16 protein-coding genes are annotated in these 15,849 nt (G+C 48.2%); 9 read left to right on the forward strand and 7 right to left on the reverse strand.

The annotated features are described in order from the left end of the window. Positions 1–8 precede the first annotated feature (8 nt). Together tsaE and CSD97_RS10215 are read left to right on the forward strand one after the other, a co-directional pair. On the forward strand, positions 9–434 hold the full coding sequence (gene tsaE / locus CSD97_RS10210) for a tRNA (adenosine(37)-N6)-threonylcarbamoyltransferase complex ATPase subunit type 1 TsaE (RefSeq protein ID WP_005824185.1): 426 nt from the start codon (positions 9–11) through the stop codon (positions 432–434). A gap of 39 nt (positions 435–473) precedes the next feature. Then, on the forward strand, positions 474–692 hold the full coding sequence (locus CSD97_RS10215) for an immunity 17 family protein (RefSeq protein WP_005835118.1): 219 nt from the start codon (positions 474–476) through the stop codon (positions 690–692). Between the two features lie 61 nt (positions 693–753). Here CSD97_RS10215 and CSD97_RS10220 read toward each other — a convergent pair whose 3' ends face one another. The 3 genes from CSD97_RS10220 to dnaE all read right to left on the reverse strand — a co-directional run bounded on the left by CSD97_RS10220 (position 754) and on the right by dnaE (position 5,476). Then, complete coding sequence (locus CSD97_RS10220; protein ID WP_005824189.1) at positions 754–1,086, reverse strand: hypothetical protein; 333 nt, start codon at positions 1,084–1,086, stop codon at positions 754–756. Positions 1,087–1,197: 111 nt separating this feature from the next. Next, positions 1,198–1,512, reverse strand: coding sequence for a thioredoxin (gene trxA / locus CSD97_RS10225; RefSeq protein ID WP_005824191.1), 315 nt, complete (start codon positions 1,510–1,512; stop codon positions 1,198–1,200). 166 nt (positions 1,513–1,678) lie between these two features. Then, positions 1,679–5,476 (reverse strand): DNA polymerase III subunit alpha, encoded by a 3,798-nt coding sequence (gene dnaE / locus CSD97_RS10230; protein ID WP_005835115.1) that lies wholly within the window; start codon positions 5,474–5,476, stop codon positions 1,679–1,681. A 170-nt stretch (positions 5,477–5,646) separates the two neighbouring features. Here dnaE and CSD97_RS10235 point away from each other — a divergent pair, with 170 nt between their 5' ends. From CSD97_RS10235 to CSD97_RS10245, 3 genes are all read left to right on the forward strand, one after another. Beyond that, complete coding sequence (locus CSD97_RS10235; RefSeq protein ID WP_005835112.1) at positions 5,647–6,333, forward strand: phosphatidylserine decarboxylase family protein; 687 nt, start codon at positions 5,647–5,649, stop codon at positions 6,331–6,333. Positions 6,334–6,346: 13 nt separating this feature from the next. Further along, positions 6,347–7,054, forward strand: a complete 708-nt coding sequence (gene pssA, locus CSD97_RS10240; RefSeq protein WP_005835110.1) for a CDP-diacylglycerol--serine O-phosphatidyltransferase — start codon at positions 6,347–6,349, stop codon at positions 7,052–7,054. Positions 7,055–7,121: 67 nt separating this feature from the next. Beyond that, a complete protein-coding gene (locus CSD97_RS10245) occupies positions 7,122–7,421 on the forward strand; it encodes a DUF4834 family protein (protein WP_005824202.1) in 300 nt (99 codons plus the stop codon). Between the two features lie 24 nt (positions 7,422–7,445). Here the strand turns inward: CSD97_RS10245 and CSD97_RS10250 are convergent, their stop codons facing one another. Next, positions 7,446–7,880 carry a nucleoside deaminase gene (locus CSD97_RS10250; RefSeq protein WP_080597314.1) on the reverse strand — a complete coding sequence of 145 codons (435 nt, stop codon included), beginning with the start codon at positions 7,878–7,880 and terminating at the stop codon, positions 7,446–7,448. Positions 7,881–7,905: 25 nt separating this feature from the next. Next, complete coding sequence (locus CSD97_RS10255; RefSeq protein WP_005824205.1) at positions 7,906–8,139, reverse strand: hypothetical protein; 234 nt, start codon at positions 8,137–8,139, stop codon at positions 7,906–7,908. A gap of 180 nt (positions 8,140–8,319) precedes the next feature. On the opposite strand from CSD97_RS10255, the gene CSD97_RS10260 reads away from it, so the two are divergent. The 4 genes from CSD97_RS10260 (at position 8,320) to CSD97_RS10275 (ending at position 11,640) form a co-directional block, all read left to right on the forward strand. Beyond that, positions 8,320–10,092 carry a S41 family peptidase gene (locus CSD97_RS10260; RefSeq protein WP_005835107.1) on the forward strand — a complete coding sequence of 591 codons (1,773 nt, stop codon included), beginning with the start codon at positions 8,320–8,322 and terminating at the stop codon, positions 10,090–10,092. Then, positions 10,092–10,457 carry a YraN family protein gene (locus CSD97_RS10265; protein ID WP_005835106.1) on the forward strand — a complete coding sequence of 122 codons (366 nt, stop codon included), beginning with the start codon at positions 10,092–10,094 and terminating at the stop codon, positions 10,455–10,457. Before CSD97_RS10260 ends, CSD97_RS10265 begins: the two co-directional genes overlap by 1 nt. 69 nt (positions 10,458–10,526) lie before the next feature. Continuing rightward, the gene (locus CSD97_RS10270) at positions 10,527–10,883 is read left to right on the forward strand and encodes an MmcQ/YjbR family DNA-binding protein (protein WP_005824210.1); all 357 of its coding nucleotides are present in this window, start codon (positions 10,527–10,529) and stop codon (positions 10,881–10,883) included. Continuing rightward, the gene (locus tag CSD97_RS10275) at positions 10,867–11,640 is read left to right on the forward strand and encodes a biotin--[acetyl-CoA-carboxylase] ligase (RefSeq protein WP_005835105.1); all 774 of its coding nucleotides are present in this window, start codon (positions 10,867–10,869) and stop codon (positions 11,638–11,640) included. The genes CSD97_RS10270 and CSD97_RS10275 overlap by 17 nt, the downstream gene beginning before the upstream one ends. 121 nt (positions 11,641–11,761) lie before the next feature. Here CSD97_RS10275 and CSD97_RS10280 read toward each other — a convergent pair whose 3' ends face one another. Both CSD97_RS10280 and CSD97_RS10285 read right to left on the reverse strand, forming a co-directional pair. Continuing rightward, the gene (locus tag CSD97_RS10280) at positions 11,762–14,203 is read right to left on the reverse strand and encodes a sugar-binding domain-containing protein (protein WP_005835104.1); all 2,442 of its coding nucleotides are present in this window, start codon (positions 14,201–14,203) and stop codon (positions 11,762–11,764) included. Between the two features lie 36 nt (positions 14,204–14,239). Then, positions 14,240–15,847, reverse strand: coding sequence for a glycoside hydrolase (locus tag CSD97_RS10285; RefSeq protein ID WP_005835103.1), 1,608 nt, complete (start codon positions 15,845–15,847; stop codon positions 14,240–14,242). Positions 15,848–15,849 lie beyond the last annotated feature (2 nt).

A 15,849-nucleotide genomic window follows, 5' to 3' on the forward strand; every position in this document is an offset into this window, starting at 1 on the left:
AAGACACAATGGAAATCAAAATTCAGTCATTAGACCAGATTCACGAAGCCGCCCGCCAGTTCATCGCTGAAATGGGTGACAATACCGTCTTCGCCCTCTATGGAAAAATGGGGGCGGGCAAGACGACTTTCATCAAAGCCGTTTGCGAGGAATTGGGCGTTTCCGACGTCATCACCTCCCCTACCTTCGCCATTGTCAACGAATACCGTTCCGACACTGCCGGCGAACTGATTTACCATTTTGACTTCTACCGCATCAAGAAGCTGGAAGAAGTGTATGACATGGGGTACGAAGATTACTTCTACAGCGGCGCCCTCTGCTTCATAGAATGGCCGGAGCTGGTAGAGGAGCTTCTGCCGGGTAATACCATCAAAGTGACCATTGAGGAAATAGAGAACGGAGAGCGGAAAGTCACCCTGGAAGACTTTGAATAACCCCTCCCCCTCTTTTTAATTTATAATTTTTAGTTCTCCATGAGCCAATACATCGTTCAAGGGATTTTTGCCGTCGCAGGCATCATCGCCTTGCTGGCAGCCATATTGGACTGGAACTGGTTCTTTACTGCCCGAAACACCCAGTTTATCGTACAAAATGTAGGGCGGCGACAAGCTCGCCTGTTCTACGGTGTATTGGGTGTCATTCTCATCGGCACGTCCATCTTCTTTTTTCTGAATACGCCACCGGTCACATAAAAACAAGAAATCGCGGATGAAGCCATGCTCATCCGCGATTTTACTATACTTTTGATACAGACTATTCTTCGTCCAAAGATTCCGTATATTCCATCTCACCTTGTACGATGAAAAGGATTTCTTCCGGATCATAGTCACCCATCTCATCCTTATGGGCTTCCTTGACAATATAGTCCACGATTTTCCCCAAATCAATCTCGATGTACCCATCCGCATCCGGCTGTGCATCAAGGATGCCGCTCTCGGAATAGTACTCGTCAATCAAATCGAGAAAATAATAGAACTCGTCGTCAGAGAACTTCTCTTTCAACTCCTGCGGCAAATAATTCTTGATGTACTCGATGGTCTTTTCATCATCGACATCATTCTGCAAAAAATCGTCTTCCATTCCCATACTTACTATTGCTTAAAGGGTTAATGTTATTGACTATTTGACGATTTACTATTTACTATTTGGCGGCGCCATGATGCCGAAAGGGTAAATCGTAAATCGTCAAATAGTACCTTATAATATCGCTTCTATCTTGGCCACGTAAGCAGATTTCGGAGCAGAACCTACCTGCTTGTCCACCAGCTCTCCATTCTTGAAGAACAAGACTGTAGGGATGTTGCGTATGCCATATTCGGCAGCCACATCACCGTTCTCATCCACGTCACATTTGCCAATAATCACCTTTCCTTCATATTCAGTAGCCAATTCATCGATGATTGGTCCCACCATCTTACAAGGGCCGCACCAAGGTGCCCAGAAATCCATAACGACCGGCTTTCCCTCTGCCAGGATTTCTTGAAAATTGCTGTCTGTAATTTCTAAAGCCATTTCTTTTAATATTAAATGTCAACTATAATTATTAATTTACTGTCAATTGCGTTTTATCAACCTTCGCTTTCGAAGCAAAGATAGTGCAAACCGAATGCAAAACAAAATGAACTTGTTCATTTTTTATGCCGAGGTGCAGCCTATCTTCGTTTTCCAACAAAGATAACTAATTAATCCTGAACTCAAGGTCCGGACGCTCTTTTAAATAAGCAATCAGTTCACGCCCCACGGAAAGCTTCACGGGACGGGAAATCAAATCGACCGTCATCTTGCTATCCTCATCTCTGACTTTGAAATAAAGCTCCGTACTGCCCGGACGTTCCTTGGTCAGTTCCGCCAGTTCAGTTATCAGAGCCTTGTTCAGCACACTCAGCGGAATGAGAATGGTTATCTTCTCAATCAGTTTCTCCTTGACGTCAGGCAACAGTTCCATGGAGGTTATCTTCAGCTCCAACTCATCCTGCCGCCATTGCTTGGGCTGGCAACGGGCTTTGATGAACAAGAAGGTACGTTCACCCAGATACCCCTGATAGGTCACCCAATCATTTCCGAAGAAAGGAAGCTCTGCCGAACCGGAATAGTCTTCAATCTTGGCTATGCCGTAAGGATTTCCATTTTTACTGATACCGCGACGCACGGCGGTCACGATGCCACCCATTGTTATTTCGCGTCCCACAAGTGCCGTCTTATCTTCCAGCTCTGCCATGTGAGTGTTGCAAACATGCTCCAGAACTACGGAATACTCATCCAACGGGTGTGCGGACAGATAGATACCTACCAAATCGCGCTCCCGGTTCAAACGGTCGAGGTCGCTCCAACGTTCCGCTACCGGTATTTCCGGAGTGGCGATATCCACCACATTCTCACCGCCGAACAAGGAGTTTGCAGCCGCAGCCTGGTCGGCCTGGTAACGGTTACCATACCGCACCAAGGTTTCGAGGAAGACCTCGTTCTTGGAATTTACGGCAAAATACTGCTCTCGCTTCAGCTCCGGGAAGCTGTCGAACCCGCCCGCCAAAGCAAGACATTCCAGATTCTTCTTGTTGCAGGCTGTCAGATTGACACGCTGCACAAAATCAAATATACCCTTGAAAGGACCATTCTTCTCGCGTTCCTCCATGATGCTCTGCACAGCACCCTCGCCTACCCCTTTCACCGCGCCAAGACCAAAACGGATATTGCCTTCCTTGTTCACGGTGAACTTCAGGTTACTTTCATTCACATCCGGCCCCAATGTATTGATGCCCATTGCCTTGCATTCGTCCATCAGTTTGGTTATATCGGTAATATTCGCCAAACTTCGGCTCATGACCGCCGCCATGTATTCGGCCGGATAGTTGGCCTTGAGGAAAGCCGTCTGATAGGCCACCCACGAATAGCAAGTGGCATGTGACTTGTTGAAGGCATAGGACGCAAACTTTTCCCAGTCGGCCCAGATTTTCTCAAGCACTTTCGGGTCGTGGCCGTTCTTTTGTCCACCCGAAATGAATTTCGGCTTCATGTGGTCCAGCTTGTCACGCAGTTTCTTACCCATCGCCTTACGTAAGGCATCGGACTCACCACGGGTGAAGTCTGCCAGCAAACGCGACAGAAGCATGACCTGCTCCTGGTAGACCGTAATGCCGTAGGTATCCTTCAGATACTTCTCCATGATGGGGATGTCATACTCGATGGGCTTGCGTCCCCACTTACGGTCGATGAAGTCGGGGATATAATCCATAGGTCCCGGACGGTAGAGGGCGTTCATGGCAATCAAGTCCTCGAAAGTGCTCGGTTGCAACTCACGCAGATATTTCTGCATACCGGCCGATTCAAACTGGAACGTACCGATGGTGCGGCCGTCGCAATAGAGTTTATAGGTAGCAGGGTCGGAAATGGATATCTTGTCGATGTCGAGTTCCAAGCCGCGGTGCAGACGTACATTGGCAACGGCTTCCTTAATGATGGACAAGGTTTTCAGTCCGAGGAAGTCCATCTTGATAAGTCCCGTATCTTCGATGACGGAACCTTCGTATTGGGTAACGAGCATCTTCTCGCCCGTCTCCTTATCATCCGCCGTGCTGACGGGTACCCAATCCGTGATGTCGTCACGGCAAATAATAGTACCGCAGGCATGCACACCCGTACCGCGTACATTACCTTCCAGCATCTTGGCATATTTCATCGTATCGCGCACCAGGGGATCGGGCGAAGCCTCCGCAGCCTGCAATTCGGGCACGTAGGCAATGGCATTGGGCAGGTTGAGTTTCTTGTCGGGAATCTTATCCGGCACGAGCTTGCACAGACGGTCCGATTCGCTCAAAGGCAGTTTCTGCACGCGCGCCACGTCCTTGATGGCCATCTTGGTCGCCATCGTGCCATATGTAATGATGTGCGCCACCTTCTCTTGCCCGTACTTCTCCGTCACCCAGCGGAGCACTTCTCCACGCCCGTCATCATCGAAGTCCACATCGATATCAGGCAAAGAGATACGGTCGGGATTCAAGAAACGCTCGAACAGAAGGTCGTATTGAATCGGGTCTATTTTCGTGATGCCCAAGCAATAGGCCACCGCCGAGCCGGCAGCCGAACCACGTCCCGGTCCTACCGAAACGCCCAGCTGTGTGCGGGCGGCATTGATAAAGTCCTGCACAATCAAGAAGTATCCCGGGAAACCCATCGTCTTCATGATGTACAGCTCAAAGACCAGACGTTCCTTCACCTCGTCGGACAAGGGATCACCGTACAGTTTTTTAGCACCGTCGAATGCCAATTTTGCCAGATAGTCGGCTTCCAGCTTGATACGGTACAGCTTGTCGTAGCCCCCCAGACGCTTTATCTTGGCATTGGCGGCATCCTCATCCAGCACCACCTTGCCGTTTTCATCCTGGGTAAACTCATCAAATAAGTCCTTTTCGGTATATTTCTGCCGATAGCCCTCTTCCGTTCCGAAATCTTCCGGAATAGCAAACGTAGGCATAATAGGAGCGTGGTCGATGGAATAATATTCCACCTTGTCCAAAATCTCCAAGGTATTGGACAAGGCTTCGGGAACATCCTCAAACAAGGCGTTCATCTCAGCCTTTGTCTTCATCCATTCCTGCTTGGTATAAAGCATTCGGGTAGGGTCATCCAGATCTTTACCCGTGCTCAGACAAATCAGGCGGTCGTGCGCTTCTGCATTCTCTTCATCCACAAAGTGGACGTCATTGGAGCAGATAACCTTAATGTCATATTTCCGGGCAAGCTCCAGCAACTTGGCATTCGCCTTCTGCTGAAGCGGATAGGCTTCGTGGTTGGCACGGGGAACAGTGGCTTTATGGCGCTGAAGCTCCAGATAGTAATCATCGCCAAACAGATTCTTATACCAGCGTACAGCTTCTTCTGCCTCTTCCAGCTGGTCATTGATAATCTTCTTAGGAACCTCGCCACCGATACAAGCCGAGCAGACAATCAGCCCCTCATGGTACTTTTCCAGTTCACTGCGGTCTGTACGCGGACGCATATAGTATCCCCTTGTCCAGGCATGCGATACAAGTTTTATCAGATTGTGATACCCCTTCTCATTCTTTGCCAGCACAATCAGGTGATAGCCACTCTGGTCCGGCTTCCCCTCCTTCTTATCCATGGTTCGGCGGGCCACATACATTTCACAGCCTACAATCGGCTTGAACAGCTTGCTTTCCGCTTCTGCCATCTTGGCACGACAATCGGCAATCTCCGCTTCCTTGTCTTCACACTCTATCTCACCGCTTTCAATACCGGCAATCCTTTTCTTGAGGTCCTTTATCTCCCCCTTTGGCCCGCTGTTCTTCTTGTTGACATAGTTGGTGAACTCCTTGATACCGAACATATTTCCATGGTCGGTCACGGCAATGCCTTTCATACCATCCTTCATGGCCTTGTCAACCAGCCTGCTGACACTTGCCTGACCATCCAGAAGAGAGTATTGGGTATGGACATGTAAATGAACAAAATCTTGCATATATATCCTTTCTATTGAGAGCCTAAAATTACAACCTCTATCACAGCTAACAAAAATATTTCCCAAAAAGTTATCAACATGCACATTTCTCTCTCCAAATCCTTGTTAGATTTTCAAAATAAGCCTATTTTTGCAGATAATTTCTATCTAAATTAGCAAATACGATATACATGGGTCGATTAAAAAGATTAAAAAAGATACGCATACACCGTGAAGGAACACATACATTGGCAGGCAGCCTGGTTCTGATTCTGGCTGTCAACACTGCCCTTTACTTCGGATTGGAATGCAAAGTTCCTTTTTACGTAGTAGCGGTCATCAGCCTCATAGTATATGGCATACTCGTGAACTTCTTCCGCTGCCCCATCCGTTTGTTCGGACAAGAAACGGAGAAAGTCGTGGTAGCTCCTGCCGACGGTAAAATCGTAGTGGTGGAAGAAGTGGAGGAAAACGAATACTTCCACGACCGCCGTATCATGGTATCTATATTCATGAGTCTGGTCAATGTACACGCCAACTGGTATCCGGTAGACGGCACGGTAAAGAAGGTATGGCACCAAAACGGAAAGTTCATGAAAGCGTGGCTGCCCAAAGCCAGCACCGACAACGAGCGTTCCACCGTAGTAATAGAAACTCCGGAAGGCGTGGAGATTATGGCACGACAGATAGCCGGAGCCATGGCGCGCCGCATCGTGACCTATGCCGAACCGGGCGAGGAATGCTATATTGACGAACATATGGGTTTCATCAAATTCGGCTCCCGCGTGGATGTCTTTCTACCGTTGGGCACCGAAGTATTCGTTAAACTAGGACAACTGACTACCGGCAATCAGACTGTGATAGCCAAACTTAAATAATAAAAGAACAACAATGGCAAACTGCATTACCCGCCATATTCCAAATACTCTGACCTGCCTGAACCTATTCTCCGGGTGTATTGCTTGTGTCATGGCATTCGAAGCCAGATATGAATGGGCACTCGCTTTCATTATCTTCAGTGCCGTATTCGATTTCTTCGATGGCATGATGGCACGTGCACTGGACGCACACTCCATTATCGGCAAGGATTTGGATTCTCTGGCAGATGATGTCAGTTTCGGAGTGGCCCCTTCCCTGATTGTATTTTCCTTGTTCAAGGAAATGGACTATTCGGGCGCAATGGAAAGCTTGGCCGGCGTTTTCCCCTATCTCGCATTTCTTTTGTCCGTATTCTCTGCACTGCGGCTTGCCAAGTTCAACAACGATACCCGCCAGACGAGCTCTTTCGTAGGACTTCCCGTCCCGGCAAACGCCTTGTTCTGGGCTTCATTGGTGACGGGCGCTCACGACTGGCTGGTGAGCAGCAATTTCCATCCGGTTTATCTGTTGCTGCTGGTCTGCCTTTTCTCATGGCTGCTTGTATCGGAGATTCCAATGTTCTCACTCAAATTCAAGAATCTGTCATGGAAAGACAATAAAACAAGCTTCATTTTCCTGCTTGTCTGCATTCCGTTCCTCATCTTCTTGGGAATCTGCAGCTTTTCTGCAATCATCGTCTGGTATATACTGCTTTCGCTTATTACAAGGAAAAGTAAATAAACAAATCTTTGGCACGGTTGTTGTATTGAAGTTCGCAGAAAACGAACACATAAAAAGACATTAGCCCATGTTTCATATTTTAGGATTTTTATTCATCATCATAATTGCCATTCTGCTCATTGGCCTCAGCATTATCGGTACTGTCATCCGGAACATATTCGGATTGGGCGGACGCCGTACTTCCTCCAACTCCGGTCCCTACCAAAAAGGAAATGGTAATTACCAGCCGGGAGGGTATTCCTACAATGATAATAGACAATCGTCTGAGGAGGCACAAACTGAAGAAGGTGAAATACGTCCCCGCCACAAGAAACTGTTCTCCAAAGACGAGGGAGAGTATGTGGATTTTGAAGAAATCAAGGAGTAGGGATTAGGGATAAAGGATTAGAGATTATTTGCGCTTGGCGGCAAAGAACTCTTTCATCAGGGCGGCACATTCATCTGCCAGAATTCCTTTTACTACTTGTGTTTTGGGATGCAATGCCTGCGAGGCATAGCGCTGATACCCTCTTTTCTCATCTTCGGCGCCAAACACCAGACGCCCCATCTGTGCCCAGGCAATGGCACCGGCACACATCACGCAGGGTTCCACTGTGACATAGAGAGTACATTCATTCAGATATTTGCCGCCAAGAGTTGCAGCGGCAGCGGTAATGGCTTGCATCTCGGCATGGGCGGTGACATCCGTCAAAGTCTCCGTCAGATTATGGGCACGAGCTATGATACGGTCCTTGCACACCACAACTGCACCTACGGGAACTTCTCCCCGTTCACCGGCCTTATAGGCTTCCAAAAGCGCCTGCTTCATATAATAGCTATCGTCCAACGCCACCCCCTTTAATTTTTAATTTTCACCTCCTCATGTCGTGCTCACCGAACAAAGTAGGATAATCCTCTTCCATATTCTTATGGATAAACATGAGAATAGTCTCCCGCAGCCAACGCGACTTGTTCGTTATCTTGTATTTCTCCAGATAACGGTCCACAATCCGCTGCTCTTCCTCGCTCATCAGGCATACCATGCGCTGCTCGCGTTTCGGTTCTTCGGGCGTTGCTTTCGCACACGTTTTATCTCTCTTTCTCATATTTCCTGCAAAATTACTTTTACTTCTGTAAAAACAAAACGAACCTACGTAATTTTTATATCGGAAACACTTAAATAGCACTGAAATATTTTTTTGACCGGTAAACTTAAAGTATTTCTTAAAAACATTTTAATTTAGTAATTAAAAACGTATTTTTGGAGAGTTCTAAATTTAAAAGGTATGAAACATGTAAATTATCTTAGTTTCTTTCTACTCACATTGTTCAGTATAAGTTTTATCTCATGTAGTGACGATGACGATAATAAACTTAATACCGGCATAACCAATCAGAGTTGGACAGAGGGAAAATCCCTGGAGATCAGCCAGGATAATGAGTTGTCTGTAAGCTTCAATGCTGCAGCCAAATGGGTAGCTTCCGTCACCTCAGGAGCGGATTGGTGCAAACTGAATACGACCTCGGGTACAAAAGGACAAAGCACCTTGAAATTATCTGTAAGTACAAGTTCCACCACCGACCGGACAGCCAGAATTTCCATTAATATAGACGGCTATTCTCCTGCAAGTTTTGAAGTTACACAAAAGGGGACCAGTGTTCCCCAAACCACTGAAGATATGGAGATTAACGCAAAAGTTGATGAATATCTGAGGGAAATGTATCTCTGGAACGATGAATACAAAACGTTGAATCTTGACCATAACAAAGGCTATGAAGACTTCTTCTATGATGCATTGGGAAGTATGACTACCAATACTTTGGATAAAAAGGCTACTGCTGATGGGAAATATACTCTCTTTTCATACATACAGAAAAAAAATCCCATCGGTTCAACCCGTTCCACTCAATGGGTAAAAAAAGAACAAACCTATAGTTTCGGTATTACCGGAGCAGACGTCCGCGCAATTGGAAGTGAAGATAATTACACTATCTACTTCTTTGTACAAGGTGTTTATCCCAATTCACCGGCAGCACGAGCAGGTATTAAACGAGGTTCCTCAATCATGCAAATAAACGGAGAGAAGTTAACCATGAATAATTATTGGCAACATTACCTAGATTTACTGATACCTGCTTCGGCTTTCAGTCTGAAAATTACAGAGGAGGATATGGAGGGAGGTACCCAGGAAAAAGACATATCTTCCGAAGCCATGTACTGCAATCCTGTTCTTTTCAGCAAAGTGACAACAGAAGAAGAAACTCCAGGGCACAGGATCGGCTATCTTGTTTATTCTGGATTTGAGGCTGGATATGACCAAGAATTATTCGATGTATTCAAAGAATTCAAAAGCCAGAATATCACTGACCTAATTTTGGATTTACGTTACAATGGAGGTGGCCACGTTATATCAGCCAACCTAATAGCAACTTGTATAGCCGGCGCAAAATCTGAAGGCAAGGTGTTTACAAGCCTGAGATATAATAAAGAAAGAATGGAAAAACGCAACAATAAACGTGAGGAAGAATTGTTTGCATATTCCAACTATGAGAATCTGGCTACATCTCTATCAGCAGGTGCCTTAAACCTTCAGCACGTCTATTGTATCGTAGGTAGCGGAACAGCATCAGCCAGTGAACTTGTCATCAATTCTCTAAAGGGAATAGATGTAGAAGTAACACTTATAGGTAAAAGAACTACCGGTAAGAATGTAGGTATGGAACCAGTAGAATATACCATAAGAAATAATGTCTACGAAGTAGTTCCCATTACCTTCCAGATCTATAATGCCAAAGGTGTTGGAGATTATGAAAATGGGTTCACACCTGACATCGAAATAGATGAAAACGACCCTTACGGCAGAGGAGACGGATATTACATATACAGAGACTATGGTTCGGATAAAGAGTTCCTATATGCCCGTGCCATCCAGGAAATCACCGGTCAGGCTCCGGTACCCACAACACGCAGTGCAGAAACCCTGATGAGAGGCAAAGCCTTGAAGGTCCCTGCCATCTACCGACGAGGACATGAAGGCATGATTAAATTGCCGAAATAATGGCAATACACAATATTCTTGGAAAAGCCGGTGAAGACGCCGCTGCCAAATACTTGGAACAGAACGGTTACACCATACGTGACCGTAACTGGCGGAAGAATCACCTTGAGCTGGATATTGTAGCCGACAAAGATAAGGAACTGATTATTGTGGAAGTGAAAACCCGTAGCAATACGGATTACATTGAGCCGCAGGATGCCGTGAACTGGCAGAAAATACGACGTATTGTCGTAGCGGCCGATGCCTATATCAAGCACTTCTGCTTGGATGCACCCGTCCGCTTCGACATCATAACGGCTGTAGGCGAACCGGGTGCATTCAGGATAGAGCATCTCAAAGAAGCCTTCTATCCGCCGATGTTCTGAGAGTTGAAAATTGACAAGCAAGAGTTATTTCAATCGTAAATTGTAAACCGTAAAACCGTAAATACCATCATGGACATCGAAACCGCCCGCGAATATTGCCTCAGCAAAAAAGCCGTCACGGAATGCTTTCCGTTTGACGAATACTCGCTCGTGATGAAAGTCATGAATAAAATGTTTGCACTTATCGACCTGGAAAGCGCCAACAAGATTTGTCTGAAATGCGACCCCGAATATGCACTCGAACTGCGGGAGCACTATGTTGCCATCGAAGGTGCCTATCACTTCAACAAAAAGTACTGGAACCAGGTGTTCCTTGACGGTGACGTCGACGACAAACTGTTGAAGCAACTGATAGACCACTCCGTGGAAGAAGTATTGAAGAAGTTCACCAAAAAAATGCGTACCGAATATGAAGCCCTGCCCTGACACATTCCCGTTCCCGCTGGTGGCATTGGACGAGACGGCATCGACCAACCAATACCTCAGCCAGCTTTGCAACCAGTTGCAAGAATCCGTTGCCGAACTAACAACCGTGACTGCCGAGTTCCAAACTGCCGGTAAAGGCCAGCGCGGCAACACCTGGGAAGCTGAAGAAGGCAAGAACCTGCTTTTCAGCTTTGTACTCTACCCTTCTTTTCTGGAAGCCCGCCGGCAGTTCATCCTTTCACAAATCGTTTCCCTCGCCATTAAGGAAGAGCTGAGCAGATGGTCTGATGAAATCACCATCAAATGGCCGAACGACATTTATTGGAAAGACAAGAAAATCTGCGGCATACTGATAGAGAACGACCTTTCCGGACATCATATCAGGCGCAGCATTGCCGGAATCGGCATCAACATCAACCAGGAAGTCTTCAACAGTGATGCTCCCAACCCCGTCTCACTGAAACAAATCACCGGAAAGGAGCACGACCGTTATGAAATCCTTGCCCATATCCTAAGACGTGTACAAATCTACTACAACAGCCTCCAAATGGAGGACTTCGCCGTCTACTCCGACGAGATATCCACACGGTATGCCCGCTCCCTTTTCCGTCGCCGAGGATTGCACCCTTATGAAGATGCCAACGGCAAGTTCCTTGCCCGGTTGCTGCGTGTAGAGCAAGACGGACGGTTCGTGCTGGAGGATGAAGGAGGAAGTGAACGGGAATATCTGTTCAAGGAAGTGCAATACATTCTGTAAGAAATGCACAACCCGTGCCATCGCATTGGCAAAGTTGTGCCACCATACTGGCACAGCCTTGCCATCGTACTGGCACGACTGTGCCAATACGATGGCACAAACATAAGTCCATAGTAGTGTACTACTGCCCTACTTCAAACTTTACTTCAGTTCCTTTCAGAAGGGGGGAAGCAAACTTTACTTTAACCGGTCCCTCTCCTCCGGTAGTCTGTATATAGGCCAGCAAACGCCCGTGGTATACGCGGTGACGGTTATCGGTATAATCACTCATGTCACTGTTGTCAGAGCCTTCGAGCCCAAGCAGACGCGCCGCTCCTTCAACTGTACACGTAATTTCATTGTCGCCAAGTTTCACAACAGTACCTTCTTCGTCAACCACCTCTACGGTTATGTGCGCAGTGGCGCGGTCGCCGGACAAAATAGTGCGATCCGCCGTGGCACGGATGGCATAAGGACGTCCGGATGTCCGGATGGAATAGCTCGACAAGGCATTTCCTTCCTTATCGCAGCCCTCAGCACGAAGCTCACCAGCCCGGAAAGGAATATCCCAGTAGATGATGCCGGTCTTTTCATCATAAGGTTTTATCTCGCCTACCACCCTGCCGTTGAGCAGCAAACGCGCCTGCGGAGCATTGGTATAACACACCACACGTATGTTCTGCCCCTCGTCATAGTTCCAGATGTCCCATGCATCAGGCGAAAGGAATACATGCTCGGGATGCTTGGGATGGACATATACCGGATATGTTCCTGCATACGTGACCGGATTCTCGCACCACAACGAAGCCCGGAAATGTCCGCGTGGCTTGGGGAAACTTCCGAAATCGAGCAAACCCGTGTACAAACCGCGGGACGGCCATCTGCCCGATTCACCCAGATAATCCGTACCGGTCCAGATGAACTGCCCGAAGATGAAATCCTTGTCGCGGACGGCATACCAGGCATCAAGCCCCGAACCCGTCTCGCTTCCATAGATAATGCGGTCCGGATAAGTGGCATGGTCTTGGTCGTAGCGGTTTTCCGTATAGTTATACCCCACCACATCCACAGCATCGGGATACTCCGTCTCGTTCGACATCACGACACCCGCCAAAGCTCCGGTCACGGGACGGGAAGTGTCCACGGCACGTACACAGGCAGCCAGACGCTTTGCTATGGTTCCGATGCGCATGGCATCGGGAGCATCCGGCTTATAGCCCCCGAACATAGGCTGATTGATTTTAGCTCCATCAAGAACGGGATGCGAATAAGGGTCGTTCGGATAATCCACTTCATTGCCGATACTCCACAAGAAAATACAGGTATGATTGCGGTCACGACGTACCATATCGGTTACGTCCCGTTCTATCCACGCCTCGAAGAAGTCGAAAGTACCGTCATAACTCGGAGTACCCACATTCCAGCCTTGTACCCATTTGCGTTTCGGAAACTCCCATTCGTCAGAGACTTCATCCATTACAAGAAATCCCAGGCGGTCACACAATTCATAAAGAACGGGAGCTTGTGGGTTATGGCTCATGCGGATGGCATTTACGCCAATCCCTTTCAAGTTATTCAGGCGGCGTTCCCATACCTCCGGCGGCACTACTGCACCCAGCACTCCTGCATCATGATGCAGGCATACACCTTTTACCTTCATCCAGTTGCCGTTGAGGGCAAAACCTTTGTTGGCATCAAATTCCAGCGTACGCAGTCCCACTTTGGTCTCACTGCCGTCAATGCGTTTGCCATTGGCAAGCAATTCGGTTTTCAATGTATACAGATACGGATTATCCAAATTCCAACGATGGGGTTTGGACACTTTCAAGTCAAGACTTTGCTTGGTAATACCTTCTTTTCCATCGGCAACACGCACACGGCGTTGTGCCACCTGCTTTCCGGCAGCATCGTACAGTGCAGCCCTCAGTTCCAGTTTGTCGGAAGTTGCCTTGTGCTTCTCCACCTCTACATCGACCGCAACGACGGCTTGCTTGTCTGTCAGCGAAGCGGCATGCCAGCCCACACCCCATTGCGCAATATGTGTATCGGAAGCAGCCACCAGCCATACATCGCGATAGATGCCCGAACCCGTATACCAGCGCGAATCGGCATAACGGCTATGGTCTACACGGACAGCCAGCACATTGTCGCCTTCCTTCAGATAAGGGGTCATGTCGTAAAGAAACGATACATAGCCGTTGGGCCGCTTGCCAAGCAGATGCCCGTTCAGGTAAACCTCGCTCCGGTTATATACCCCTTCGAAATAGATATAATGACGCGTTGCGTTGTCTTCAACCCTGAAGTGTTTGCGATACCAGCCTATCCCACCCGGCAGGTACCCGGTGCAACTGGCCAGTGTGGGCGACAATTGCCCCTCTATGGACCAATCGTGTGGCAAAGAAAGCTTCCGCCATGCGCTGTCGTCATAGTCAGTCCGGACAATAGCCGAGTCGTCCGTCAGCCGGAACAGCCATCCGTCATTGAACTTTGCGGCATCGCCAAATGCCACCTGCGCCTTTATCGGAGCAACGGCCAGCATTGCCAGCAAGAAGACAAGAGCAGTCCTGTTATTCTTAAAATACATTTTCATATAGATTTTCTTTGAAGTTAAACTAATTCTTTACTTCAGGCTATACACCACGGTTGTCACACTCTTGGCTTCCAGAATCACCTGCTTGCCTGCCGCCACCGTTCCTTCCACCAGATTCTTGCTACCGGTAGTTGTATAAGTAGCTATTGACTTCGCTTCATTGCTCCATCCCACATGCGTTTCACCTAAGCGAACCGCCTTATCAGACATGTTTGTATAGACGGCCACTACCTTATCCCCCTCGGGAGAAAGCCAGGCGGAACCGAAAAAAGTACGCGATTCGTTCAAGTCGAGGGCAATACGGCGGTATCCCGGACGGATAAAGCGGCTGTAATTGCCCAGTACCCAAAGAGTGGCAGTAGCCTGATAGCTTCCCTCCTGCTCTATATCACCATACTCGCCACCGGCAGGTACCAGCGAAATCAAGAGAAAACGGTTCTTATGCCCCCAACGGGAAACATCCATCGATGTCCAGTAACTCCAGGAAGACACCCCAGCCACAGTGAGGTCATTGTGGATGACCTTCGACATGTAGAAAGCGATATCCATCTCAGAAGCCTGCTCGTAGCCCACGAATTCGGAACTGCTGTAATTATCGCCCAGCATACTCCATTCACTCTGCCAAACATCCAGATTATACTGACCGGCAGCCTGGGCCACTTGCTTGCGCACGTTGCGCATACCGTCCCATGTGCCGTCAGTCCAATAGCTGTGTCCGCAAATGAGATTCTTCACGTGTGCCAAGTCACCCACGTAGGCGGAAGAGCCGGGTGTAAAGAAAGCTGAGAATACATTACTACGGTTGGCATCGCCTTTCACTTTATACAGATACTCCCAATCACCGGATTCGCCCAAGAGAATGTCTGTGGAAAGCCCCCGGTCATCCAACGACATATCCAACTCGCGTGCCAGTGCAGCCACTTCGTCATTGGTCCAGCCACTGCCCTCCTGACCGCTGTCCCAGTTGTACTGCGGCTCGTTGACGGGCGAGATATGGCTTATGTGATAGCCTTCACCGGTATAACGGGCCGCTACATCGGCCATATATCCTGCAAAGTCACCATAATGCTCCGGTTTCAGATTGGAAAGTCCCCCTCTGGCGGAAAATCCTTTTCCATTATAGGTGTACTGCACAGGAGGTGTATTGCTGAAAAGAACGAAATTGTTACATCCCAGCTCCTTGGCACGGTCCATGAAGTAACGTTGTCCCTCGCAACGGGTCCAGTCGTACGTCAAGTCATCCGTAAGATAGGATTCCGCACGACGGGATTTATCCTCGATGCCGCTGGCTTCACCTTGCGCGGCACTGCCGCCACCAAGATTCACCCGCCATTGGGAAAGGCCGATTCCTTTCGGCTTGCCGCCCACAATCTCTGAAGAAAAAAGCAGTTCCGTAATCCCCGCACGGTGCGAAGTCCATGACTTGCCCACAAAGGCAGGCGACCAACAGTCCGAAGCGCCAAAGCCGGCTATTGTCTGGAAAGTCTGTCCGGCATCGATGCTCACCAGTTTCTCTACGCTGTTTGTAATGTCCGGACCCTCAGGAGTGTCTGGAGTATCCGGCGTAACGGGAGAATCGTCGCTGCAAGCCATTGCGGTAAGCAGTGCCGGAAGAATAAAAATGTGTCTCAAATTCATGA

The organism is Bacteroides sp. AR29 (assembly GCF_900217715.1).
GTDB classification, from domain to species: domain Bacteria; phylum Bacteroidota; class Bacteroidia; order Bacteroidales; family Bacteroidaceae; genus Bacteroides; species Bacteroides uniformis.